Consider the following 23,961-nt stretch of genomic DNA (forward strand, 5'->3'; position numbering starts at 1 on the left):
CTGGGGAACCTGGTTGGCCTGCGCCAGCATGGCCTGCGCGGACTGCACCAGGATGTTGTTCTTGGTGTAAGCCATCATTTCCTTGGCCACATCCACGTCGCGGACGGTGGACTCGGCGTCCTGGATGTTCTCGGTCATGACGCCCAGGTTGTTGATGGTGTGGTCCAGACGGTTCTGCAGGGCGCCCAGCGTGCCGCGGGTGGAGGAAACACTGTTGATGGCGGACTTGATTTTCTCAATGGCGGAGGAAGCACCGGTCTGCGTGGAAATATCGATGCCGGAGATGCCCAAAGACGTGGTGTGCATATCGCCCACGGAGACGGTCAACTGGTTGAAGCTCTCAGCGGTGTCGCCAATCTGCAGGGTCAAGCCGCGATTGCCGCCGGAGGTGCTGCTGCCGTTAGCCAGACCCAGCTCGGAAGCAATGCTGCGCTCGCCCACATCCTCGAAGCTGAAGTTGGTATTTTTCACATCGCCGGTGTAGTTCACAACGAAGTTTCCGTTGTCGCCCACGGTAACGGTGAAGTCGTCTTTATCCAGACCGGTAAGCCCAGACTTGGCGTCTTCAACATTCGCGCTCAGGCCCATGGCATCGTTGTAGGAATCGACGGCAGCCTGAACGGACTTCTCCAGCTCAGCGGCAGCAGCTGCCATGGTGTCGCCGTTTGCAATGGCACCGCCAATGGCCGCGACCTTGACACCGTTAATATTCATGTTGAATACATCAGTAGCAGCCACGGCCTTGCCGTCATACTTCAGCGTTGCGGTGTTGACACTGGCCGCGCCGTCACCGGAACCGCCCATGATGACATTGCTCATCACGCTCTTGCCAATGTCGGCAACTGCCGCATTGCTGCCGATGAAAGAGAACTCGGAATCAACGCCCTTGTTATTGCTCTTAATGGTCAGCTTGCCATCGGAAGCGGCGGAAACGGAAACGCTTCCGGTAACGCCCTGGCTCTTTGCAGCGTTGTTGATAACGTTTTCCAGCTTGGAAGCAATGTCCTTAAGTGTTTCATCGCCGGCACTGCTCAGGTCAGATTTCAACTGAGCTGCCAACGCCTTTGCGTCTGCGTCGTTGGCCCAGTCGATGGTGACGGCCTGTCCGTCAATTTTCAGATAGTCTTTTGTAGCGGCAGTCGCATCAATCGCAGTCGCCATATCAGCAGACTTGATAGTTGCGGTTGTCATAGTAGCTGCCTGGCTGGCAGCAATCTTGGCACCCTCAAAAGAGGCTCCCTTGGCAGCCGTTGCGCCGCCGCCCAAAGAGCCGTCCAGCAGCTTGATGCCGTTGAAGTTGGAGCTGTCGGCGATACGGTCGATTTCGGAGGTCAGCTGGGAAACTTCCTTCTGGAGGTTTGCCCGGTCGGTCTCGTTGTCGAAAGTGCCGTTGGCGGACTGGTTGGCCAGAGTCACCATACGGTTGAGCATGGAGTGAACCTCGGTCAGTGCGCCTTCAGCGGTCTGCACCAGGTTAATGCCGCTCTTAGCGTTGGAGGAGGCCTGCTCCAGACCGGAGATCTGCGCCCGCATCTTCTCGGAAATGGCCAGACCGGCGGCGTCGTCGCCTGCGCGGTTGATCCGATAGCCGGAAGACAGCTTCTCAAGGTTCTTGCTCAGAGCGCCGGTGTTGCTGGAGAAGTTGCGATAGGCGTTCATGGACATGATATTGTGTTGGATACGCATAATTGTTACCTCCATGTATTTTAGGGGCGGGAATCCTTTCCCTGCCCTTTTTTATAGGCGGAGCCTTTGGCTTCAGAGGCCTCATGAAGCCTTCGGCGACCGCACAGGGGATTTTACCCTTGTATCCCATATATCGTCCGCTTTTTCCAAAACATAAGGGACTTTTCAGAAAATTTTCTAATTTCGCCCAGTTTTGCACTTCGCACCGCCTAAGAACCCGCCGCATACGATATTAGGACGGGGCGCGAAAGGCGCGCCCGGCGCGTAAAGGAGGATTCTGCCATGACGATCGCTCTCGAGCACGTGGCGCTGACCTATCAAGCAATTGACGGAGAAATTGAGGCGCTGCGGGATGTGTCGTTTGAGCTGGAGGAGGGAGAGTTTTTGGGCCTGGTCGGCCCCTCCGGGTGCGGCAAGTCCACGCTGCTGAGCCTGATCGGCGGTCTGGAGCCGCCCACCTCCGGAAGAATTTTAATAGACGGAAAATCCGTCACCGCTCCTTCGGAGCAGGTGGGGTTGATGCCCCAGCGGGACCAACTTTTCGAGTGGCGCACCGTGTGGGGCAACGTGACGCTGGGACTGGAGCTGCGGGGCGAACGAGACCCGGAGCAATATGAACGCGTCCGGGGACTTTTGGAGCAATACGGACTGGGGGCGTTTATCAACAAGCGGCCCTCCCAGCTTTCCGGGGGGATGCGCCAGCGCTGCGCCCTGATTCGCACCATGGCCGCAGGACCGAAAATGCTTCTGCTGGACGAACCCTTTTCCGCGCTGGATTATCAGACGCGGCTGTCCGTCTCCGCAGACATTCACGACATTATCCGACAGGAGGGGAAAACCGCCCTTCTGGTTACACATGACATTTCCGAGGCCATCAGTCTTTCCGACCGGGTGGTGGTTTTGAGCCGCCGTCCCGCCGTGGTGAAGTCTGTTCACGATCTGGGGGCGCTGCGGAATTTAAAGCCCATGGAACGGCGGGACGCGCCGGAGTTTCGCGGGTTTTTCAACGCCATATGGAAGGAGTTGGATTTCAATGCCTGATTTAACTCCCTCTCCCCGGCGGCTGGCATGGCTGCGCCGTCAAAAGAGGCAGCAGTCCGCGGTGCGGGCGGTGCAGGTTTTTTTGCTGCTGTTCTTTCTGATTCTATGGGAAGTCTCCGCCCGACTGGGGTGGATTGACGCGTTTATTTTCAGCTCTCCGTTCCGCGTGGCAAAAACAGTGTCCGTGCTGTATCAAAGCGGGGACCTGTGGGTACATCTGTGGACCTCCTGCGCGGAAACGGCGGCGGGTTTTATTTTGGGGACGCTCACCGGTACGTTGGTCGCGGTACTTCTGTGGTGGAGCAATTTTCTCTCCCGCGTGCTGGAACCGTATCTGGTGGTGCTCAACGCCCTGCCCAAAACGGCGCTGGGGCCGATTTTCATTGTCTGGATTGGCGCGGGAACATCCAGTATCATCGCCATGACCCTTGCAATCTCCTTGATTGTCACCATTCTTAACATGCTGGCGGGCTTTCTCTCCACCGACGAGCAAAAGCTGCGGCTTTTGCGCTCCATGGGGGCGAGCCGGGGCCAGATTTTGCGAAAACTGGTGCTGCCCTCCAACTATCCGGCGCTACTGAATACCCTGCGGGTGAACGTGGGGCTTTCGTGGGTCGGCGTTGTGATGGGCGAATTTCTGGTTTCCAAAGCCGGGCTTGGGTACTTGATTGTGTACGGTTCCCAAGTGTTTAACATGGATTTGGTAATGGCCTCCGTGCTGGTCCTGGCGGCGGCGGCGGTGGTGATGTACCAAATCGTGCTGTGGCTGGAAAAATTTTTAAAAAAACGTTTAGGAGTGATCGCATGAAAAAACTGTTTGCCCTGCTCTGTGCCGTTGTCATCACGGCGTCCCTGTGCGCCTGCGGAAAAACCGAAACGCAGGAAACCGTTACCGTACAACTGAACGAAGTGACCCATTCCGTGTTCTACGCGCCCCAGTATGCCGCCCTGAAGCTGGGATTTTTTGCCGACGAAGGGCTGGATGTGGAGTTGACCAACGGCGGTGGGGCCGACAAGGTGATGACCGCCGTTCTGTCGGGACAGAGTGACATCGGCCTTGCAGGGCCGGAGGCCTGCGTTTACGTATACAATCAGGGAAAAACCGATTATCCCAAAGTCTTTGCCCAGTTGACAAAGCGGGATGGCTCTTTCCTGGTGGGCCGGGACAATGTTCCCTTTAACTGGACCGATTTGAAGGGAAAAACCATTATCGGAGGGCGCGCCGGAGGAATGCCGGAAATGACGCTTGAATACGTCATGCGGCAAAACGGCGTAATTCCCCATGTGGACGCGGTGGTGGATACCTCTGTGCAGTTCAACATGATGGCCGGTGCGTTTACCGGCGGAAACGGGGATTATGTCACGTTGTTTGAGCCTACTGCCACAGAGGTGGAGGCCGCCGGGAAGGGCGTGATTCTCACTTCCATCGGTCAGGAAAGCGGAGAAATTCCCTACACTGCATACTTCGCCTCTCAGGGGTACATGGAGAAAAATCCCGATGTGATTCAGCGGTTCACCAACGCCGTTGCCAAGGGGCAGACATGGGTGCAGGAGCATTCCGCCGCCGAAATTGCCGAGGCCATTGCCGATCAGTTCCCCGACACAGGCGTGGAAGTGCTGACAAAAGTGGCCCAGCGCTATAAGGACATCGACGCATGGAACGCCACCCCCGTGATGGAAAAATCCGCGCTGGAGCGGCTGGAGCTGGTGATGGAAACTGCCGGGGAGCTGGCCCGCGAGGACTGGGTGAATTTCGACGAGCTGGTGGACAACAGCTTTGCTCTGGCGGTAAAATAAAAACGTGATCGCGCAAAAATGCCCGGAAGGCCACTGGCCTTCCGGGCATATATTTTCAAGATTTTTTATCCCCCGTCTGCCTCACTCGCGGAAACCGGAGGTTTCCGCGCAGGCGCAGGCGCAACAAAGCGCAGTTTGCGACACTACGCGTCTCCCGTTTTCCTCGCGGAAACCTCTGGTTTCCGCGAAAGCGCAGGCGCAACAAAGCGGCGGTTGCTTTCGGCGCAGCCGGAAGCAAGCAAGGTGCAGGTTGCGCCTAAGCCAGCCGCTGATTCAAAAACTCATTCCGCGTGAGAAGGAAGTGGACATAGCCGCAGCCTTGGGAGACACGCCGCATTCCCACCTTTTCAAAGGCCCGGAGAGAACGCAGATTGTCCGCGTGCACGTTGGCGGCAACGGTGTTTGCCCGCCGTTGAAAAAATGCGGTTTCCAGACACCGGATAATGGCCTGCGTACCGTATCCGTTTCCCCAGAGAGTCTGCCGTCCGATGGCCACCACCAGCTCATAAGCGTCGTTCTTTTTCAGTTCAGCCAGACGGACGAAGCCGATGGGCTCCGGGTCCTCTTCCCGGCAGACAAAGAAAAATCGGCCCTGCCGGTTGAGCTGACAGGTGAGAAACACCGGGTCGGGTGTCTCCCGCAGACGGGAGGTAATGCCCCGGTCCTCATTCAGATAGCGTGTGACGGCGGGATTTTCCAGCCAGCTAATCAGCCGGTCGGTGCGGGGTTGGTTGATGTCAGGATGCAAAAAAACAGAAGGAGCTCTCTCCATATCACTTACCTCACAGTAAAAAATACTCAAAAGCCCTTCCTTGCAATGCAACGACGGTTCTTTATTATTCAGTTCCCGCAGCTTTTTGATTTGCGGTTGTGTCCAGTATATCACAGACGGTTTGGAAAAGCAAGCCCACAAACCCTTGGAACAAACACCGCCCGGAAAACCACTGGTTTTCCGGGCGGTGTTTCCTGTTAAAGGGGAAGAGAGCGCACCGCTCCGTCCTCCAGCAGGTAGAGATGCGTCTTGTCGCCGGAGAGGAGATAGGTGCCCGCGATCACGTTTGCCTGCCCCGCTTCATGCGGGAGATAAACCTGAAGCTTCAGGCATAGGATGCCGTCCACCAGCACCGCGCCGTCCATGGGGTACACGGAGTAGTCCCGCAGGCTTTCCGCCTCCAGACCCAGTTTGGCGGGGGAGAGGGATTTAAGAAAATCCACCGCTTCCACATAGGTCATCGGTTCCTTTTCCGTTTCCGCCTCGCTCACGGTCCCCTCCGGGCGGGTGAGGGTAATCTGGCAGTTTTCAGCGGTCCAGGAAATGTCCATCCGCAAAAGCCACCCGTCCTCGGACGCGGCCTTCGCCAGAGACACAAAACCCGCCTCGTCGGCGTAGTTGGGCGGGTCTGTCACGGCGCCGTTCTCATCCACAATCCGAAAGCCGCCCTCCTCCGCCGTCAGCCGCTCCACATACTGGCGCACGCTCTCACCGCCGGTTTCCAGCTTTTGATAGGTGTAGTAATACGCCTCGACCGGAATGCTTCCCGCTCCAGAGGATGCGGCTGCGTCCCCCGTGTCCGGCGTTTCCATGTCCGTCAGCTCGCCGCTGTTTTCACGGCCCAGTACGGAGCTGAGGGATTCCACTGTGTCTTCGCCCAGCGCATATTCTTCCGGCGGCTCCAGTGCCGCTGCGTTTCGAAAAATCAACAGATAGACCGCTGTCCCCAAGCACACGGCGGCGGCCAAGGCCAGAGGAATCAAAACGCGCCTTTGTTTCAACATATATTTGCCTCGCTTCTGTTTGTTCAAGAGGGGCCCACAGCTCCGCTCACTTAGGAGTCACTGCGGAAGGCCCAGTCCGTGTCTCTGATGCACTGCATGTAGATGTCCATTACCTCATAGGCGTCCACGTCCAGCGCAGGCGGCTCCATCGGCGTTCTCTGCTCATAGGAAACGGCGTATTCCAGATACGTCTTTAAAGGTCCTGCGTCTTCACTCAGCAGGACCTTTTTGGTTTCCGCCGGAAGATGAACCTCCCCCAGCAGGTCCGCCATGGGCCGACCCAGAATGAGGTCCATCAGGCTGAACATCCCTGTGAGAAAGCCTGAAGTTTTCTTACGGCTGTGGGGAGATTGCTCCATCAGCCGCTCCATGAAAATTCCGCGCAGATATGCCTCGCGCACCGTCTCGTCCGAGCAGGTGGTGTTGGACTCCCGGGCCAGCAGCAGAACCACCCAGTGGTACAGTTCGTCAATCCCCAGATAGGTCACGGCCCGCTCAATCACTTCAAGAGAGTTGCCTCGATAGTATTGCAGCGTCCGCACTTTTTTCAGCAGGCGAAAGGTTAGCGCTGCGTCGGAGCGAATCATTTCCGAGCAGTAGCGCAAATCTACGTCGGTCCGGTTCAGCTCCCGCAAAAGGCGCGTATAGGTGGCGGAGTTGATATTTGCCGTCTCCTTGCGCAGATTTGTGGGCCGCTGAAAGAAAAACCCCTGAAACTTGCTGTAACCCTGACGCAGAGCCCGTTCATAGGTTTCCCGGTCTTCTACTTTTTCAGCCAACAGGGCCATGCGGCCACGGCGATATTTTCGCGCGATTTCTTCCTGCTTTTCTTCGCTGGTGGCCAGAAAGTCCACCTTCAGCACGTCAATCAGCGGAAGAATGGGGTCAAAGACCGGGTCGCCGGTGTAGTCGTCCAGCGCCAGACGATAACCGCGGCTTTTCAGATCCTTCAAACGCCTGATCAGTTTGTCCGTCACATGAATGCTCTCCAGCAGCTCTATCGTAATTTTCCGGGGGTCCGTCAGCAGCACAAAGTCACTCATCACCAGCGACTCCGTAAAATTGACGTATGCGCCCCGCCCATCGGTCAGATTGTTCAGACCAAAGGCCATCAATGCGTCAGACAGAAGGATGCGGGTGGCCCGGTCCCCGTCCGCGAACGAGGCCCGGTCCTCTCCGTCGCCCGCGCGGTAAAGCAGCTCATAGCCCTCTACCCGCAGATTGCGGTCGAAAATGGCCTGCCGAGCAATGTATCTCTGCATAGCCCAATCCTCCGTTTCACCGCGCTTTAGGCGCGGGGTTCCTCCATCTGGATACTCACGCGGTCCCCGTCTGCCAGCACGCGCATAAATGCGCTGCTCTCTCCGTTGACTCGCAGTGTCACAGGTCGATCCAGATGCTCAAAATCAAGACCCGCATGCTCCAGCAAATCCATTAAATAGTAGGGCGCGTTCTTCGGTTTAGCCGGAAGCTTCAGCGGGGCTCCGTTTAGAAAAAACAGGCGGGGAGGAAGCAATTCCTCAAAAGGCTTGGGGGTAGGCACATGCTCTGCCTCCGGCTTCTTGGCGGAAGTAACCGCTGCTGGGGAACTATCCGCTGAGCCGTCGGCAGGCAGGCTTTCCTGGGCCGAAGAAACCGGAGAAGGGGCCGCGGAAGCGTCCTCGCCCACGGCGTGAGAAGAAATCGCTTCCGTGCCTGTCACTTCTGATCCCGTCGCCTTTACGGGAACGATGGCGTTGGTGACCACGGCGTCTCCCGGACGGAGCTCATAGTCGGGGCCCACGGGCGCTCCGTTCACAAGGCAAACGGCTGCGGCGGCCTCGCCACCCAGCGCCTCGGCAATGGTTCGTCGACCCGGTTTTCCGGAGCGGGCGGGGGTAAATTCAATAGAGTCCGCCGCCTGAATCACTGTGGAGGGCGGAAGCTCCGTTCCGTTGATGCGCAAAGAAGACGGCTCCGCAAGCTCGCCCCGGTACAGGGTCCGCTGGCTGTCAATGGTAACGGAGAGAGAGGAACCGGTCCGGCCAATCAGGTCGGCGTAGTTGTAGCCGTTCATCTGCAAAACGTCCAGCGCGGTTAAAGCGCCGCTGCGGAAAAGCTTGGCAGGATGACCGTTGAGAGAAACGCGGTAGCTGTCTGAAATCAAGCCCAAGCCAGCGGAGACAGCGATGCCCAAAGGCGTGGTATATTCCGGGTCGTTCAATTCTTCGGTGTCGGAAAAGGCGCTCATTTTAAAGTTGGACCCGGCCACGCTTACCCGCCGGGGATCCATCTCCAGTGCGGAGGCCACTGCCTGAGGCAGTCCCTCCAGCTTGCTGCCGCCGCCCGCCAGAAATACCGCCGAGGGCGCGCCGCCGTTAATTTCCCGGATGCGGCGGGCCAGCTCGTCCGCAAGCTGTCCCTCAGCCGGGATAATCACCTCTTTCACAGCAGAGGCGGGAAGCTCCTGCTCCAAACCTAAAATGTCGGTAAAGCGCAGAGTTTCCCGACGGGCCGCTTCCGCTTTCAGGCGCTCCGCTGTGGAAAAGTCGGTGAGAAAGGCGCGCATAATGGCTTCAGTAATCTCGTCGCCCGCCACGGTGGCCATGGTATAGCCCACCACGCTGCCGTCCCGGCAGGCGGCAATGTCCGAGGTACCCGCACCGATGTCCGCCATCACCAGATTCAAAAGCCGCAGCTCCGGCGGAATGGCGGCGTTAATGGCGGCAATGGGCTCCAGCGTCAGGCTGACCACCTCCAGGCCCGCCGTCTGCATGGCGGAATACAGGCTGTCCACCACCTCGGAGGGCAGGAAGGTTGCCACTACTTCACATTCCAGCTTTTGCCCGTTGTGGCCTTTCAGGATGGAAAGGGGATAGCTGTCCACAAGATACTGGGAGACGGTGTATCCCACCAGATAAAACCGACCCAGCCGCTGGCCGTTCTTGTTCAGGTTGGACTCGGCAGCGGAAACGGCCCCCGCCTCGAGCTGACCGATGAGGTCTTCTCCGATGCGGCGAACCTCCGGCAGCTCCAGCTCAAAGTGGCCCGCCTCTGTGTGCAAAGCCCGTCCGGCAGCGGCGATGCACACCCGCGTCAGCTTGCAGTCCAGCCGGGCTTCCAGCCGGGCAGTCACCTCGGCGGCAACCTTTCCCACCTGAGCAATGTCTTCTATTTGGCCGTCCATCATGGCGCGCTTGCTGTGTTCCAGCTTTTCCACGGCCAGAATGTGCACCCGCTCGCCCTCTGCGCGGCCTGCCATGCCGATGATGCTTCTGGTGCCGATGTCCAGCGCGAAAATCATGTCCCGACTCTGCTGCTCGCGTACTTTTTCCACGGTGGCTCACTCCTCTGCGCTCGCAGGCGCATAAAAATACGTGCGCCCGGTATATTTTGTATTGTGTCCGGCGGGAAATGGCTCCCGCCGCCCTTTGCCATTCGACCCACGGCAGTTCAACGCTTTTTCGTGTATTTTGGCTTTCGCGCCCGGATTTCACCGTATCGTCCTCCGGACATATCGCCGGCAATCGTTCCGTCCACCAGCGTCACCACCCGGCGGTGCATCACGTTGACGATGGTGCTGGCATGGGTGGCCATGATAACGGTAGTGCCCAGCCGGTTCAGCTCAGAGAGTACATGCATCAAATCCCAGATGTTGTCGGCATCCAGATTGGCGGTCAGCTCATCCAGCACCAACACCGGCGGACTGTTGATCAGCGCCCGGGCCAGCTCCACCCGCCGGGCCTGCCCGATGGAAAGCTCTCCCGGATACTTTCCGCCAAGGCCGCCAAGTCCCACGATGCCCAACGCCTTTTCCGTCCGCTCACGCAGCTTTTTCTCCCGGGTCAGTCCGCTCACACGGGCCACCATGGCAAGATTCTCATAAATCGTGCGCCGCCGCATTAGGTGTGACTCCTGCGCCACATATCCAAAGCTTCTGCGTACCCTTGCCGAGGGAAACAGCGGCAGCGGGGCCACATTCAGCCCGTCCAGCAGCACCTGTCCCTCATCCGCGCGGATTTGACCGGCAATCAGTTGCAGCAGGGTGCTTTTTCCCGCGCCGCTGCTGCCAACAACGAACACGAATTCCCCCTGCCGGACAATGAGATTGATGTCGCTGACAGCCTCAATCAATCCGTGCTCGCCGCGATAGCGCTTGGTTGCGTTTTTTAGTTCGACTGTCGGCATCAGGCCTGCTCTCCATCTCCGCCGCGTTTTGCGGCGGCAACATCTATACATTTTTAACGGGTTCTGTTATAATCTTACTGAAATCCAAAGAAATTTGCGATGGAGCGGGTTCTACCCGTAACATCCTCGACAAAAAATTCCTATTTTCGCGTTTATTTGTACTTTATCATAAAACGCAACATATGAAAAGACCTAAATGATACAAAAATTTGGAAGGGGGCGGCGGTCGGTGAAGCGCGGCTCTCGCTTAAAAAAACTGCTTGCCGTCTCTGTGCTTGCCATCGTGTGCATCGGGACGGCGGAGCTGGCCGTGTGCCGGGTGGCGGACCCGGTGCTGTACGAGCGGATCATGGCCCCTGTGCGGCGGACAGCCTCCTCCGCGTGGGCCATGGCGTCCGATGGCGCCCGGACGGTATACAGGGCGGCGTCCGACGGCGCTTCCATCGTGTGGGACAAAGCGGCCTCCGCTGTCACTGGAGCGCTGCGCAAGGACGGGGAGGAACTGGAAAGCCAGGCGGTTCTGGAGCCGGACGAGGAGCCGGTCCCCTTGGCGGACCCTACTGTTACCGCGCTGGAGCAGAGAGAGACGGGCGAGGTTCTCACCGGCGGAAACCGGGAGGTTTTTTATTACAATCAGACTGACGAGACTTGGGCGGATCAGCCCTATGGGCGGGATACGCTGGGCAAGTATGGCTGTGGGCCAACCTGCCTGTCCATGGCTGTTTCCAGCCTGACGGACCGGGCGGTGAACCCCGGGGAGATGGCACAGTGGGCTGCTGAAAACGGGCATTGGGCGCGGCGCAGCGGGTCCTATCTCTCCATTGTAAATGGTGTGGCTGCGGCCTACGGGCTGGAGGTGGAGTCCCTGCCGGACTGCGATGCGGAGCGATTGCGGCTGGAGCTGGCCGCGGGGAAGATGGCCGTGGCCTTGATGACCAAGGGCCATTTCACCAACGGTGGGCATTTCATCCTCCTGCGCGGGGCCACGCTGGACGGCGGCATTCTGGTGGCGGACCCCAGCAGCCGGGAGAGAAGCCTCGCCGTGTGGGACCCGCAGGTGATTTTGGATGAGCTGTCCAAAAGCCGGAGCAGCGGCGCGCCGCTGTGGCTTTTATCTCCGGCGGGTTCATAAGTAAACAAAAAAAGAAAACAGGCGGAGGGACCGCCCCGGTTGGGGGCGCTCCCTCCGCCGCTTCTCTATTTTAGGATGCGTCTCAGCGTTTGCGGTAAAACGATTTGTCCCGGCAGAGCTTTTCGTTTACGTGACGGTCCAGCTCGGCAAGCTGCTCAAGCGCACGGCGGTTTTGGGCAATTTGATCAGCAACCTCCCGCTCCGCCTCACTGTGGGGTGGGTCGTTTTGCTTCACCAGCCGGTCAAAAGCGGCCTCGTCCTCGCCGCTTAAGTCGCAGCGTTTCAATTCCAGCGCGGCGTTCAACTCCTGCAATTCAAGCAGGGGCCGATGCCGGCTTGTCAGCAGCAACCGCACGGAAACCTGATCTTCCCGGTCCACGGCTTCCGCCAGCTCCCGGGTGATGCCAATCACCTCGCCCAGCTTGCGGAAAATGCTTCGCTCCAGCACAAGCAGCCCCGGCAGGGACCTTTCCCACAGCTCACTCATCGTTCCGGCGCGTCCTTTTCCGCCGCGCGGAAGGTGTCCCGCAGGTCGCCTACCATGGTGAGAAGCTGCTTTAGCTCCGCCTGGTTCCGTCCGGCCTTGACGCGGCTGAAATCATAACAGAAAAAGTCGTACAGCCGGTGCAGTTCCCGACTGATGGGATACTGATTGTCCAGCGTGTTGTCCAAATAGTGCAGAATATCCAAGCACCGATCCACCGACGCCTCAAACAGCGGATAATCCGCCTGCCCCAGCGCAATGTCCGCCCGTGCCGCGCGCTTTACCAGCTCATCATATAAAACAATCAGCAGTTCTCCCGGGGTCATGGTGCTGACGGACTGCTGCTTGTACTGCTGATACCCCTGTGCTTCCATGCGTGTTCCTCCGTTTTTGGTCGCGGTTTTGCCGCGGGTTTACTTGTCTCAGCCGCCCAACATGCTTGAAATCATGGAGCTTTGAGAGTTCATGGAGCTGGTCAGCGTTTCCAGCCGGGTGAACATTCTGGTATAGTAATCCACCTGATCGGAAAGCTTGTCCTGCCACCTTGTGATCTGATCGTCGTACTCGTCAATCTGATCCTGCAAGGTATTTGACAGGATCGACAAAGGAGAATAAACGGAACCCGCCTTCTGCACCAGAATGCCCTTTGTTGCACCGGTGGTGGAGGAGTAGTCGGAGATTATTTTGCTGACGTTGACCATCAGTCCGCCGCTTCCAGTGGTGGAGGTAAACGCGTCCCGTACGCTGTCGGGGTCGGTGGACAGTGCATCGCGCAGCGCGTCCTCGTCCACCTGAAGGGTGGTGACGCCGTCGGAGTAGGTGGTGGAGATGCCCATTGCGGAAAGCGTACTTCCGGCAGCGCCGCTGGGGGAGATGGCGGAAAGAAGCTTGCTGTAAAAGCTGGTAAGGTCGCTGTCACCGAACAGAATGCCCTGCTTTGCCTTCTCCTCATATTTCTCTATGGCGGAGTCCGTCATGCCGCTCTTGTCGTCGTCGGTAAGAGGATCATAGCGGCTTTTGTCGCTCTTGTAGTTGGGAAGCGTGGAGTGGGCGTCCCGCACCGACTTCAAAATTTCGTTCAGCTCGTCCACCATGCCGGTGATGGTGTCCACCAGCGTGTCCGTGTCTGAGACGGAGGTGAACGTAACTGCTTCGGGGCTGTCCAGCAGCGAGCCGAGAACCGTGTTTCCGTCGGCGTCCACCGTGTCGGCGGAATAGGTTCCAAATGCTCCCTTTAAGGTGACGGACAGGCCGTCTACGCTGAAGGTATTGTCCGAGCGGGTAATGGAGCCCATATCCACGCCGTTGACCTCCATGCTGAACACGGCGTCCTGCCCCGCGGTATAGCTGGCGTCGGTAAGAGATGTAACGGGCTTGCCCTGAGCGTCGACTCCCACGGAGCCGAACAGGAGCGCGCCCAGATTGGTTTTCGTGCTGCCATTTTCATCCGTAATGTTCTCGTTGATTATGATTTGGCTGGCTGCGCCGGTTTCTCTGGAGGCAAGCTGAATCTGGTTGGTGGTTTTGGAAAAGCTGGCGCTCAGGCCTACCGACTCGGAGTTGATGGCGGAAATTACAGAGTCCAGGGCAGAATCCCGGGTAAAAGTCAGCTTCTTTCCGCTGATTTCCAGCTCATAGCCGTAGAGCTGCTTGCCGTCGGATCCCAGACGGTAGCCGTTCTCGTCGGTTTTGTTGCCGTCGGAGTCCACGTAAGTACCGTCGGATTTTTTAGTAATCTTGTCAAGGTCGGAGCGAAGTACCGTTCCCTCAATGCCCCCCAACGTTTCCGGGTCACTGTCCGTTGCGGATTTCAGCTCCAGCAGTGAGCCGAGGGTTTTTCCGGTGTCCAGATAGCTGGAGGTAAAGCTGCCGGAAAGGCCAAGAGTTTTGCCAACGTCGGAAGTGGCGGAAATGGTGATGGTAGAGCCCTTTTGTCCCGTGAATTGCAGCTTGTCGCCATTCAGCTCCACCTTCACGTTCGTGCCGAACGCATCCTTCACGGCGCTTTGCAGGCCGGTTACAAAGTCCTTGGTCAGCTGTTCCTTCTCCGCCGTGGTCGCGGTGGTCAAATCCAATTCATCCGGATTGTATGTGGGGAGCGTGATGGTTTTGGTTTTGCCGTCCACCGACATGGAAATCGTCTTTCCAGAGAGGTATTTGCCCGTGGTGCCGCTTTTGTCCACCAGATCAATCAGATCCCCGTCCGTTGAGGGGATGGTGAGGAAGGATTCCTTTTTGCTCGTGTCAATATTCAGGGTTTCCTTCAGCTTGCCGGTGGCGCCGGTCACGGTGACGGTGTTTCCGGCACCCTGATTGTCGACAAAGTTCACTTTCCCGTCGTCGCCCAGCGAGGCCTTCACCATGGTCAGGGCGGGCACGCTCTCGCCCGTGGAATCCGTCACCGTGGTGGAGGCCAGTTTCACGTTGATGGCCCGCACAAAGTCATCCGCCGAGGAATACGTCTCCAAATCGCCGAAGCTCAAGTCGATGGAGCGGCTGCTGCCGTAGCTCAGGGTCAGCGTGCCGCTGACCTTGCTCAAATCCATCTGCTGGGACAGGTCCAGATCGCTTCCGATGATGGTGGCGATGCCGTCCTTGCCGGTGATGCCGAGATTGCTGAATAAATCCGCGGCGGAAGCGCTGTATGTAGACTTGGAGGCAAGCTGCTTCACGCCCGAAATCTGCACGTCGCTGGAGGTTTTGCCGGAGGCGGAAACCTTGGACGCGTTGGCTCCGTTGGTGGAGGTTATCACCGATTTGTTAAAGTAGCTGGGGCTGAGCAGGTTTGTGGACGAGTTGTAGGAGGTGTATTTCTGGGCGAATTTAATCATGGGGCTGGAAATCTCGCGGATAGCCTCCTGCTGCCACGTCAGCTTGGTCTGCTTTTGCTGAAGAGAGGAAATTTTAAGATTATAGCCACTGACGGCGTTTTCAATCATCGACTCCGTATCCATTCCCGTGGCGAGGCCGGACAAAACGTTCCGATTGCCGTAGATGCTGCTGGAATTGCTGCTGGTGACTCCGCTGACGGACGCCATACTGATCCGCTCCTTCCTGATCCGAGCCTGCGCGGGGCCTCCCCCGGGGCTGCGGTTATAAAAGAAAATTTAATTCTATCTCTATACTTTTCTATCGACATATAGTATAGTAAAGTTAAGAGTTTCGACAAAGTTTTTTAATCAAATGGGAGGTTTCGGTTTGGCAACAATCATGACGGTCACAAATCAGAAGGGCGGCGTGGGAAAGACCACCACTGCCGCCGCGCTGCTGTATGCGCTGTATGAGCGCGGACAGCGCGTTCTTGGCGTGGACCTGGATCCGCAGGGCAGTTTGAGCTTCAGCCTCGGACTGGATACGGAAAACTGCGCCACGGTCTACGATTTGTTTAAAGACCGGGTTACGGTGGACGAGGCCATCACCAATTCCCGCGGAATCGACCTGCTTCCGGCCAATATTCTTTTGTCCGCGGCGGAGCTGGAATTTAACCGCACCGGGCGCGAGTTTATGCTGCGCAATAAGCTGATGGGCGTGGCAGAGAGGTATGACTATGTCATTATCGACACGCCGCCCGCGCTGAACGTGCTGACCGTGAACGCATATGTGGCTTCGGACACGCTGGTGATTCCCATGGTGCCGGAAATCCTGAGCCTTCTGGGTGTGGCCCAGATCAAGGAAACCATTGACACTGTGCAGAGTTGTTACAACCCCAAGCTTAGAGTTTTGGGGATTCTGCTGAATAAATACAACGCCCGCCTGACTCTGAACCGAGAGGTCAGCGAGATGGCCGACCAGATTGCCAAGCAGTTAAAAACCAGCGTATTTAAATCTGTAATTCGCTCCAGTATCGCAGTGGCGGAGGCTCCCGCCCACGGCGAAAGTGTTCTCAGTTACGCGCCCAATTCAAAGCCCGCCGACGATTTCCAGCATCTCACCTCGGAAATTACTTCTTTGCTGCAAGAGCGGCAAGGGACTCGGTGAAACGGTCTGCCAGCAGGAGGAATGCATCATGCCCGCCAACAGAAAGTCTACCAATAAAACGGCTCACGTGCTGAATGTCATCACGGCAGGTCGGGCAACGGCCGAGGAAGAACCCCCCGCTTCGCTGGCTTCTCCGCCTGCGGCAACGGCCGAGGCCGTCAGCCCGCCGCCCGTCATCGCGCCGCCGCCGGTCATTGCGCCGGTTGTTCCCATGGTGGAGGTGGAGCACGCCCCCGAGGAGCTTTCCAATCAGATTCGGGAGGCCCTGCGGGAGGAGGTGGAGCGGGCGGAGAGCGACACGTTTTCTGTCCTTCAGCCGGAGGTTATTAAAACGGGAGACTATGCGTCGCCGTCCAGTCCGTCTTCGCCCGCCGCGCCGCCTGCTTCTTCCATCGGGCGGCGCACGCCCGTGAGGTCCGCGCAGCCAATGCTTGCCGGAGAGCCTCAGGTCCCGCCAGGTACGGGAGATGAGAGTGAGTACGTCAACGTCATGCAGGCGCTGGTGCGGGAAAAGGTGCCTAAATATATCAAGCTTCTGGGCGTTTGCCCGTGCAGCCGGTGTCAGGCGGATGTGGAGGCGTTGGCGCTGAGCCATCTGGAGCCAAAGTACATTGTACTGCAAAAATGCCAGAGGTTTCCTTACTCCGTGTATGAAAACCACTATAACGCGGCCGTCACATCCCAGATCATCTCCGCCTGTCGGGTGGTGATGGAAAACCCCAGACATTGACCGTTTTTTAGAAAGACCGCCGCCCGGCTGGGCGGCGGTCTTTTTTTGCGGAAGCGGCTGAGCAGTATCAATGTGCCTGCCTATGGCGTTGCCACGTTTTTTTGAGAGCGCTGGGCTTGCGGACGGTTGTCCGGAAATATCGGAGCTGCCTCTGCGGTTTTATCTGAAAACAATCTGTCAATATGCGGCAATGCTCCCCTCTGTTCGACAACAGAGGGGAGCATTTTTCTGAAATATTACAAATTGTATTAAAACGAACTTTAAAACGACACAATTTCCTGCCGGGGTTTCTTGCCGTCCGCCACCGAGACGATGTGCATCACCGGACCGGGACCCTTGTAGGCAGGATGCTCCTCCACGTCCATTTTGGCGGTAATTTCCATCCAGTCGTGATTTTTGAAGCGGTCAAGTCCCTCGCCGCGGGCAATCAGGCCCAGGAAGGTCACGTCCTTCTCACAGCACACCATGGCAAACCGGCCCGGGCAGTCTATACCGGGATACTGGGAGGAATGGCACATTACCACCATCATGTGGACCAGCTTGCCCTGATACCGGTCGGGGTGGTCCATCACGTCCACATACCACACGCCGAAGTCCTCGTCGGGGATGTCGATGACCTCCTGCGTCATGTCAAAGGGGCACTCGTCGCCGGTGAGATAGTCCTCGCTGGTGCCGTCTACATTCTCCAGATAAATGTCCGCACGGCGGTTCACCATCCGCAGGTTGCGCTTGCGCAGGCTTTCCCGCAGCTCCGGGGTGCAGCGGTTAAAGACCAGCATGTCCGCGCCTGTAATTTTCTCCATCATAAGCTGACCCATGTTTTTGGCATAAGTTTCAAAGGTGGAAGCCTGCACCATGCACATAATCTGATACAGCACCCAGTTGGCTGGAAGCACATCCCGGTAAAGCCGCTCAAGCTGCCACATGCCGTTGTATTCAATCAGCACCTGACGGGGCTTGTACTTTTTTTCGCACTCCTTCAAAAATGAACAGGTCAGCGCCTTTTCACTCTCTATGGTCACCACCGTGACATTGGAAAGAGCGGCCTTGTCGTATTCCTCTTCGCCCTCCTCGCAGCAGAGAAGAAGGGTCTTGTCCTCCTTGGCAAAGCCGTCCTGTAAAATGCCGTTGATAAAATTGGTTTTGCCGCCGTCCAGAAAGCCGGCGATGAGATAAACGGGTATATCCATAAATGAAAAATCCTTTACAGCAATTGAAACTTATTTTATAGGCCAAACAGCACTTTGAGCTTCGCTTCGTTCAGCTCCGCGCCGATGACACACAGGCGGCCCGTGTAGTCGGGGGCGCCCCGCCGGACCTCCGCCTCCTCGGGCACGTAGTCAAAGTGAAGCCAGTTGCCATCCGCCGCCGGAAGAATGCCCTTGGCCCGTAGAACCCTGCCAAAGTCGCCGGAGTCCAGCTTTTCCAGAATGGTGCGAATGCCCGCTTCTGTGAAGACCTTGGGTGTCTCCGCACCCCAACTGGTAAACACCTCGTCCGCGTGATGGTGGTGGCAGGAGCAATCGGGGTCACTGCACTCGTGCGCATGGTCATGACGGTGTTCATGCTCATGCTCATGCTCATGCTCATGCTCATGCTCATGCTCATGCTCGTGTTCGTGTTCGTGTTCATGATGATGATCGTGTTCGTGCTCATGGTCATGATGATGCTCATGCTCGTGGTGGTGATCATGGCAGGAGCAGTCGGGGTCGCCGCACTCGTGCTCATGATGCTCATGGTCGTGATGATGCTCGTGCTCATGGGCATCTGCCGCGCGCTCGGCGCGGATACGCTCCAGCAGTTCGTCCGCCAAAGATACTTTTTCAATAGCGGAGAGAATAGTTTTGCCGTCCAATTGGTCCCAAGGGGTGGTGAGAATGGCGGCCTGAGGGCTCAGCTCCCGCAGCATGGCCACGGCGGCGTCCAGCTTTTCAGCCGACAGCTTCTGTGTCCGGGAGAGAATAATGGTTCCTGCGGATTCCACCTGATTGTTGTAGAACTCGCCAAAGTTTTTCATATAGACCTTCACTTTGGATGCGTCCGCCACCGTGACAAAGCTGTTCAGCTCCATCTCGGCGCTCTTGGACACCGTGTCCTGCACGGCGGCAATCACGTCGCTGAGCTTGCCTACACCGGAGGGCTCGATCAAAATGCGGTCAGGGTGAAACTGCCGCTGCACGTCCTGAAGCGCTTGGCTGAAGTCGCCCACCAGAGAGCAGCAGATGCAGCCGGAGGACATCTCGGAAATCTGCACCCCGGATTCCTTTAAAAAGCCGCCGTCAATGCTGATTTCTCCGAATTCGTTCTCAATGAGCACCAGCTTTTCGCCCTGATAGGCCTCGGCCAGCAGCTTTTTGATAAGCGTTGTTTTTCCGGCGCCGAGAAAGCCGGAAATAATGTCAATTTTTGTCATGGAATCAAGTCCTTCGCTTTTAAATTTGGGGAGCTGACTAATACCTCGTATCATACCATTTTTTCTTAAAATTGCAATGTTTATATGGAAAATTCATGTCCCGTCCATAAATTTGGACCAAATTTGTCCGGTCGGCGGAGGATCTGTTTTCTCTCGGACAAGGGCCCAAAAGACCCACGGAGAAGCAAAACGACACCAAGGGGGCACCGTGAAAAAATACCCTTGCGTCTTCCTGCCGCAATTGGCGTTATGCCCAAATAAATAAAAAGAAAAACGAGAACTAACGTTTACGCAATTGGTAAAAATTATAAAATGAGATAAACGGTGTATGCGAAATTGTATAAAACAGACAATTGTTGCGAAATTGTGAACCCGTTGTTGCAACATTTCAACGGCGGTGCTAGAATAAAACCGAAAGGGAGCCAATACAGTTCTTCATGAGAGGGAATTTATACGGCTCCGAAAAGCCGCGGAAGAGCCGCGAACAAAATGGAAGAGGGGGAAACTAAAAAATGGCAGAGATAATTGCTGAAATTAACGGCAAAATCAATGGCATCGTCTGGGGCATTCCGATGATGATTCTGATTATCGGAACCGGCCTTTACCTGACCATCCGCACCGGGTTCCTGCAGTTCTCGAAGTTTGGATATGCAATGAAGAACACCATCGGAAAGGTCTTTCATAAGGTGGAGGCCAAAGAGGGCGCGGTAACGCCGCTTCAGGCGCTGACCACCGCGCTGGCGGCCACTGTGGGCACCGGCAACATCGCGGGTGTGTGCGGCGCGATCGCCGTGGGCGGTCCCGGCGCGATTTTCTGGATGTGGGTCTCGGCGCTGGTGGGTATGTGCACCAAGTTTGCCGAGGTTACCCTTGCCATCAAATACCGTGAACGCAACGATAAGGGCGACTGGGTCGGCGGCCCCATGTATTACATCAAAAACGGTCTGGGACAGAATTGGAAGTGGCTGGGCACGGTGTTTGCCGTGTTCGGGATGCTGGCCGCCTTCGGCATCGGCAACATGACGCAGGTGAACACCATCGCCACCACCATCGGCTCCGCCATTGGTGAGTTCGTCACCATGAGCGATGGCGGCATGAATATCGTTTATCTGATTATCGGCATCGTCGTGGCTTCCATTTCCGCGCTGGTATATCTGGGCGGACTGAAGCGCATCGGCAGCGTGACCGAGAAGCTGGTCCCTGTCATGGCCATTATTTACATCCTCGGCTGCCTGGCGGTGATTATCACCAATTCCCAGCATGTCGGCAAGGTTTTCAGCGACATCTTTATCGGCGCCTTTAACCCCGGTGCCGTGGTGGGCGGCGTTGCCGGCGTTGGCATCAAGCAGGCCATCACCAAGGGCGTTGGCCGCGGCATCTTCTCCAACGAGGCCGGTCTTGGCTCCGCTCCTATCGCCCACGCCGCCGCCGACACGGACAGTGCTGTTCGTCAGGGCCTGTTCGGCGTGTTCGAGGTGTTTGCCGATACCATCGTGATCTGCACGCTGACCGCGCTGACCGTGATGTGCGCCTACACCGGCGATAGCGCCATGTCCATTGAATTTGGAAAGTCCGCGGGCGCGGGTCTGGCGATTTCCGCATTCTCCACCACCTTTGGCGGAAAGGCTGCCGGCGTGGTCGTTGCCATCGGACTGACCCTGTTTGCCCTGTCCACAGTTCTGAGCTGGGGTCTGTATGGTACCCGCTGCGCGGAGTTCCTGTTTGGCACCAAGATTATCAAGCCGTATCAGGTGCTGTTCTGCCTGTTTATGGTTGTGGGTGCCACCATGGAACTTCAGTTGGCATGGGATATTGCCGACACGCTGAACGGCCTGATGGCGATTCCCAATCTGATTGCGCTGCTGTTGCTGTCTCCTGTGGTCTTCAAGCTGGTGAAAGAGTACTTCTCCGACCCGGCCCGCGCGCTGGAGAAAAAAGCAAAGTAAGTGATTCAGCCCTTGTGTTTCCGAAAGAAAAGCACATCTTGGCGGCATTGCCACCAAGATGTGCTTTTTGTCGAGCGGTTTTCCGCAAAAGAGTTTCCGGAGCCCTGCCGCCGAAGCCCAGAAACAAGGCGATGCGAAAGGGCGCTGCTTTAAATGGGGAGCTATCAGCCCAAATGCAGAATGGCGGAGGCAAAAGAAAAGTAAATGGAAAGAGAGATGGCGTCTACGATGGTAGTGATGATGGGAGAGGCCATCACCGCCGGGTCAAAGCCCACCCGCTTTGCCAGCAGAGGAAGGGCGCAGCCCACCACCTTGGCGGAAAATACGGTGACGATCAGAGTGGAGCACACAACCAGGGCCACCATGGGGGTCACGGCAGAATTGTGGAACAGCATCTGATCTATCAAAATCAGCTTGAGAAAGTTGGCTGTGGCCAGCGTCAGTCCGCACAGCAGGGAAACCCGAATTTCCTTCCAGATGACCCGAAGAATATCGCTGAATGCAATTTCATTCAGTGAAATTCCGCGAATCACAGTAACCGCCGATTGGGAGCCGGCATTGCCGCCCGTGTCCATCAGCATGGGGATATAGGCGGTCAGAATGGTCGCGGCGGCCAGCGCATTTTCAAAGCTGGAGATAATCTGTCCCGTAAAGGTTGCGGAAATCATCAGAAGCAAAAGCCACGGAATGCGGGATTTAAACATCTCGAAAATATCGGTTTTCAGATATGGCTTGTCAGAGGGAAGAATCGCCGCCATCTTTTCGATGTCCTCGGTGACCTCTTCCTGCAGAACGTCCATGGCGTCGTCAACCGTGACGATACCCACCAGTCGGTTTTCCGTATCCACCACCGGCAGAGCCAGAAAGTCGTATTTGGAAAGGGTGCGGGCGGTGTATTCCTGATCGTCCAGCGTGGAGACGGAGACAAAGTTGGTCTCCATGATGTCTCCGATAACTGCGTCCTCTTCCGCCAGCAGCAGCGTGCGCAGAGAAACCAGACCGATGAGGTGACGATTGTCGTCAATGACATAGCAGATGTTGATGGTTTCCTTGTCGGGGCCGGTGCGGCGGATGCGTTTGAATGCATCCGCCACGGTCATGGAGGTCTTCAGGTCGACAAACTCCGTGGTCATGATGCTGCCGGCGGAATCCTCTGGATATTTCAGAATTTCGTTGATGCTCTTGCGCATGTCTGGATCGGAGTGCATCAAAATGCGCTTGACCACGCCCGCCGGCATTTCCTCAACAATATCCACCGCATCGTCTAAATACAGCTCGTCCAGCACCTCTTTCAGCTCCGTGTTGGAAAAGCCCTGAATCAAAAGCTCCTGCTCGTCCGAATCCAGCTCCACAAATACCGCCGCAGCCAGCTCTTTGGGAAGCAGGCGAAAAAGAAGCGGAAGGTCCTCCTCCGAAAGGCCGTCCATCAAAGGGGCAATGTCTGCCGCCTCTAAGAGACACAGGAGGTCCCGCAAGGCAGCATACTGTTTTCGGCGAATGAACTCCTCTATTTTTTCGATCAGTTCCAAGCGCTTGTTTTCAAATTCCAACATACGCGGGTCCTCCTTTCTTCATATAATCGGCGGGGCAGACACCCCAAAAAGTAAAAAAATCCCAATCGTCCCGTCCGGTACGATTGAGAAAATCTTTCTCGAAAAACACTGCCGAGAGACAGCTCCGCCTCCCCACCGTTCAAGCTTTAGCTTCACAAGGCAGTGAAATTGCATTAGATGATACCTTAAAGTTCGATATCGCCTGTTCAAACCATCTCATGATGTCTCCATCATTTCGCGGCAGCAACCCATATCCCTGTGGTAGCCTTACCTACCGGACGCTGTTCACTTTTCTCTCTTATAGTATGCCAAAAAAGCCGCTGTGTCAACCGGTAGAGCGGTAAAATTGAAGAAAAGAAAAAATTAAGACGGAAGACGCCCGCTTCGCCGTGGCACGGCAAGATTTCAGCAAGACAAACGTTTGTACGATAAAAGTGCTTGTGGGATCACAAAGCATATGATATAATAGTATACCTGTAAATCTCAAAGAATAACGCTGCGAGGGGGGAGCCCATGGGAATCCATGACGGACACCGGGAAAAGATGCGCCGGCGCTTTCTGGAAACGGGTCTTGCGGGCTTTGCCGACCACGAGGCACTGGAGCTGCTTTTGTTTTACGCCATTCCCCGCAGGGATACCAACGCTTTGGCCCATGTACTTTTGGAACGGTACGGCTCTTTGGGGGCGACGCTCACCGCTCCGGTGGAGGACCTTCAAAAGGTGGACGGCGTGGGTGAGAGCGCGGCGCTGCTGCTGCGGCTGGTACCCATGCTGACGGAGCGGAGCAGGGCAAGGGAGAGTGCGCCGGTGATTCTCAACTCCACAGAGCGGGCGGGAGAATACCTCCTCCGCCGGTTTGACGGAAAAAAATATGAGCTGGTATATGAGTTGTGTCTGGACAGGAAGGGAAAACTTCTGGTGAGTAAGCTTTTGACCGAGGGCGACGTGAACGGGGCGGAGCTGAACATCCGCAAGCTGGTGGAAAACGCCCTGCTTGCCAACGCCAGCGCCGTGATTCTGTCCCATAACCACCCCAGCGGCGTGGCGCTGCCCTCCGGAGAAGACTTTGCAACCACCGACCGGGTGCGTATGGCGCTGGAAGGCGTGGGCATCCAGTTGGTGGACCACATCATCGTGGCGGACGGGGATTTCGTTTCCATGCGGGACTCCGGCTATTTCACAACCTGATAAAACCGCCCAAAAGGAGGGCTTATGCCAAAATTTAAAGTCGTTTCCCCCTACGAGCCTTCCGGCGACC

The 23,961-nt window shown here is 56.7% G+C and carries 20 protein-coding genes and 1 riboswitch; of the genes, 8 read left to right on the top strand and 12 right to left on the bottom strand.

Annotation, left to right across the window (positions count from 1 at the left end):
* Positions 1 to 1,686, bottom strand: a 1,686-nt coding sequence (locus tag B2W96_RS09445) for a flagellin (protein ID WP_293010040.1), incomplete at its 3' end; no start/stop codon positions are given.
* 282 nt (positions 1,687 to 1,968) lie between these two features.
* Here B2W96_RS09445 and B2W96_RS09450 point away from each other — a divergent pair.
* From B2W96_RS09450 to B2W96_RS09460, 3 genes are read left to right on the top strand one after another with little or no spacing between them, the layout of a single operon-like run.
* Positions 1,969 to 2,727 (top strand): ABC transporter ATP-binding protein, encoded by a 759-nt coding sequence (locus B2W96_RS09450; protein ID WP_293010041.1) that lies wholly within the window; start codon positions 1,969 to 1,971, stop codon positions 2,725 to 2,727.
* Complete coding sequence (locus B2W96_RS09455; protein WP_293010042.1) at positions 2,720 to 3,535, top strand: ABC transporter permease; 816 nt, start codon at positions 2,720 to 2,722, stop codon at positions 3,533 to 3,535. The genes B2W96_RS09450 and B2W96_RS09455 overlap by 8 nt, the downstream gene beginning before the upstream one ends.
* Entirely contained in the window at positions 3,532 to 4,524 is a 993-nt protein-coding gene (locus B2W96_RS09460) for an ABC transporter substrate-binding protein (protein WP_293010043.1), read from the top strand. The genes B2W96_RS09455 and B2W96_RS09460 overlap by 4 nt, the downstream gene beginning before the upstream one ends.
* Positions 4,525 to 4,780: 256 nt before the next feature.
* On the opposite strand, the gene B2W96_RS09465 is transcribed toward B2W96_RS09460, so the two are convergent.
* From B2W96_RS09465 to B2W96_RS09485, 5 genes are all read right to left on the bottom strand, one after another.
* Positions 4,781 to 5,296: a GNAT family N-acetyltransferase gene (locus B2W96_RS09465; RefSeq protein ID WP_293010044.1), complete on the bottom strand. Its 516-nt coding sequence runs from the start codon at positions 5,294 to 5,296 to the stop codon at positions 4,781 to 4,783.
* Positions 5,297 to 5,493: 197 nt separating this feature from the next.
* Positions 5,494 to 6,300, bottom strand: a complete 807-nt coding sequence (locus tag B2W96_RS09470; RefSeq protein ID WP_293010045.1) for a hypothetical protein — start codon at positions 6,298 to 6,300, stop codon at positions 5,494 to 5,496.
* 50 nt (positions 6,301 to 6,350) lie between these two features.
* Positions 6,351 to 7,562: an EAL and HDOD domain-containing protein gene (locus B2W96_RS09475; RefSeq protein WP_293010046.1), complete on the bottom strand. Its 1,212-nt coding sequence runs from the start codon at positions 7,560 to 7,562 to the stop codon at positions 6,351 to 6,353.
* A 26-nt stretch (positions 7,563 to 7,588) separates the two neighbouring features.
* On the bottom strand, positions 7,589 to 9,616 hold the full coding sequence (locus B2W96_RS09480) for a cell division protein FtsA (protein WP_293010047.1): 2,028 nt from the start codon (positions 9,614 to 9,616) through the stop codon (positions 7,589 to 7,591).
* A 116-nt stretch (positions 9,617 to 9,732) separates the two neighbouring features.
* Positions 9,733 to 10,467 (bottom strand): cell division ATP-binding protein FtsE, encoded by a 735-nt coding sequence (locus tag B2W96_RS09485; protein ID WP_293010048.1) that lies wholly within the window; start codon positions 10,465 to 10,467, stop codon positions 9,733 to 9,735.
* 229 nt (positions 10,468 to 10,696) lie between these two features.
* Here B2W96_RS09485 and B2W96_RS09490 point away from each other — a divergent pair, with 229 nt between their 5' ends.
* Complete coding sequence (locus tag B2W96_RS09490; protein ID WP_293010049.1) at positions 10,697 to 11,599, top strand: C39 family peptidase; 903 nt, start codon at positions 10,697 to 10,699, stop codon at positions 11,597 to 11,599.
* 82 nt (positions 11,600 to 11,681) lie between these two features.
* Here B2W96_RS09490 and B2W96_RS09495 read toward each other — a convergent pair whose 3' ends face one another.
* Genes B2W96_RS09495 through fliD form a run of 3 tightly spaced genes read right to left on the bottom strand, consistent with a single transcriptional unit; the run spans position 11,682 to position 15,121 of the window.
* On the bottom strand, positions 11,682 to 12,086 hold the full coding sequence (locus tag B2W96_RS09495; protein WP_293010050.1) for a hypothetical protein: 405 nt from the start codon (positions 12,084 to 12,086) through the stop codon (positions 11,682 to 11,684).
* Positions 12,083 to 12,457 (bottom strand): flagellar export chaperone FliS, encoded by a 375-nt coding sequence (gene fliS, locus B2W96_RS09500; RefSeq protein ID WP_293010051.1) that lies wholly within the window; start codon positions 12,455 to 12,457, stop codon positions 12,083 to 12,085. Before fliS ends, B2W96_RS09495 begins: the two co-directional genes overlap by 4 nt.
* Before the next feature lie 48 nt (positions 12,458 to 12,505).
* On the bottom strand, positions 12,506 to 15,121 hold the full coding sequence (fliD, locus tag B2W96_RS09505) for a flagellar filament capping protein FliD (RefSeq protein WP_293010052.1): 2,616 nt from the start codon (positions 15,119 to 15,121) through the stop codon (positions 12,506 to 12,508).
* 160 nt (positions 15,122 to 15,281) lie between these two features.
* Between fliD and B2W96_RS09510 the strand changes: the two genes are divergently transcribed.
* Together B2W96_RS09510 and B2W96_RS09515 are read left to right on the top strand one after the other, a co-directional pair.
* Positions 15,282 to 16,061 (top strand): ParA family protein, encoded by a 780-nt coding sequence (locus tag B2W96_RS09510; protein WP_293010053.1) that lies wholly within the window; start codon positions 15,282 to 15,284, stop codon positions 16,059 to 16,061.
* Between the two features lie 28 nt (positions 16,062 to 16,089).
* The gene (locus tag B2W96_RS09515) at positions 16,090 to 16,791 is read left to right on the top strand and encodes a late competence development ComFB family protein (protein ID WP_293010054.1); all 702 of its coding nucleotides are present in this window, start codon (positions 16,090 to 16,092) and stop codon (positions 16,789 to 16,791) included.
* Positions 16,792 to 17,051: 260 nt separating this feature from the next.
* Here B2W96_RS09515 and B2W96_RS09520 read toward each other — a convergent pair whose 3' ends face one another.
* Together B2W96_RS09520 and B2W96_RS09525 are read right to left on the bottom strand one after the other, a co-directional pair.
* Positions 17,052 to 17,981, bottom strand: a complete 930-nt coding sequence (locus B2W96_RS09520; protein ID WP_293010055.1) for a GTP-binding protein — start codon at positions 17,979 to 17,981, stop codon at positions 17,052 to 17,054.
* A 35-nt stretch (positions 17,982 to 18,016) separates the two neighbouring features.
* On the bottom strand, positions 18,017 to 19,204 hold the full coding sequence (locus tag B2W96_RS09525; protein WP_293010056.1) for a CobW family GTP-binding protein: 1,188 nt from the start codon (positions 19,202 to 19,204) through the stop codon (positions 18,017 to 18,019).
* 512 nt (positions 19,205 to 19,716) lie between these two features.
* Between B2W96_RS09525 and B2W96_RS09530 the strand changes: the two genes are divergently transcribed.
* On the top strand, positions 19,717 to 21,150 hold the full coding sequence (locus B2W96_RS09530) for an alanine/glycine:cation symporter family protein (protein WP_293010057.1): 1,434 nt from the start codon (positions 19,717 to 19,719) through the stop codon (positions 21,148 to 21,150).
* Positions 21,151 to 21,314: 164 nt separating this feature from the next.
* Here B2W96_RS09530 and mgtE read toward each other — a convergent pair whose 3' ends face one another.
* Complete coding sequence (mgtE, locus tag B2W96_RS09535) at positions 21,315 to 22,703, bottom strand: magnesium transporter (protein WP_293010058.1); 1,389 nt, start codon at positions 22,701 to 22,703, stop codon at positions 21,315 to 21,317.
* A 123-nt stretch (positions 22,704 to 22,826) separates the two neighbouring features.
* Positions 22,827 to 22,989, bottom strand: a riboswitch (M-box (ykoK) riboswitch).
* A gap of 227 nt (positions 22,990 to 23,216) precedes the next feature.
* Here mgtE and B2W96_RS09540 point away from each other — a divergent pair.
* Complete coding sequence (locus B2W96_RS09540) at positions 23,217 to 23,891, top strand: JAB domain-containing protein (RefSeq protein WP_293010059.1); 675 nt, start codon at positions 23,217 to 23,219, stop codon at positions 23,889 to 23,891.
* The last annotated feature ends 70 nt before the right edge of the window (positions 23,892 to 23,961 follow it).

The organism is Oscillibacter sp. UBA6647, from assembly GCA_002455655.1.
Taxonomy (GTDB): Bacteria; Bacillota; Clostridia; order Oscillospirales; family Oscillospiraceae; genus Oscillibacter.

Bases quoted from the DNA above. Each gene is read 5' to 3' on its own strand.
- B2W96_RS09450 (WP_293010041.1), top strand. From the start codon at position 1,969: ATGACGATCGCTCTCGAGCACGTGGCGCTGACCTATCAAGCAATTGAC.
- B2W96_RS09455 (WP_293010042.1), top strand. From the start codon at position 2,720: ATGCCTGATTTAACTCCCTCTCCCCGGCGGCTGGCATGGCTGCGCCGT.
- B2W96_RS09460 (WP_293010043.1), top strand. From the start codon at position 3,532: ATGAAAAAACTGTTTGCCCTGCTCTGTGCCGTTGTCATCACGGCGTCC.
- B2W96_RS09465 (WP_293010044.1), bottom strand. From the start codon at position 5,296: ATGGAGAGAGCTCCTTCTGTTTTTTTGCATCCTGACATCAACCAACCC.
- B2W96_RS09470 (WP_293010045.1), bottom strand. From the start codon at position 6,300: ATGTTGAAACAAAGGCGCGTTTTGATTCCTCTGGCCTTGGCCGCCGCC.
- B2W96_RS09475 (WP_293010046.1), bottom strand. From the start codon at position 7,562: ATGCAGAGATACATTGCTCGGCAGGCCATTTTCGACCGCAATCTGCGG.
- B2W96_RS09485 (WP_293010048.1), bottom strand. From the start codon at position 10,467: ATGCCGACAGTCGAACTAAAAAACGCAACCAAGCGCTATCGCGGCGAG.
- B2W96_RS09495 (WP_293010050.1), bottom strand. From the start codon at position 12,086: ATGAGTGAGCTGTGGGAAAGGTCCCTGCCGGGGCTGCTTGTGCTGGAG.
- fliS (WP_293010051.1), bottom strand. From the start codon at position 12,457: ATGGAAGCACAGGGGTATCAGCAGTACAAGCAGCAGTCCGTCAGCACC.
- fliD (WP_293010052.1), bottom strand. From the start codon at position 15,121: ATGGCGTCCGTCAGCGGAGTCACCAGCAGCAATTCCAGCAGCATCTAC.
- B2W96_RS09515 (WP_293010054.1), top strand. From the start codon at position 16,090: ATGCCCGCCAACAGAAAGTCTACCAATAAAACGGCTCACGTGCTGAAT.
- B2W96_RS09520 (WP_293010055.1), bottom strand. From the start codon at position 17,981: ATGGATATACCCGTTTATCTCATCGCCGGCTTTCTGGACGGCGGCAAA.
- B2W96_RS09525 (WP_293010056.1), bottom strand. From the start codon at position 19,204: ATGACAAAAATTGACATTATTTCCGGCTTTCTCGGCGCCGGAAAAACA.
- B2W96_RS09530 (WP_293010057.1), top strand. From the start codon at position 19,717: ATGGCAGAGATAATTGCTGAAATTAACGGCAAAATCAATGGCATCGTC.
- mgtE (WP_293010058.1), bottom strand. From the start codon at position 22,703: ATGTTGGAATTTGAAAACAAGCGCTTGGAACTGATCGAAAAAATAGAG.
- B2W96_RS09540 (WP_293010059.1), top strand. From the start codon at position 23,217: ATGGGAATCCATGACGGACACCGGGAAAAGATGCGCCGGCGCTTTCTG.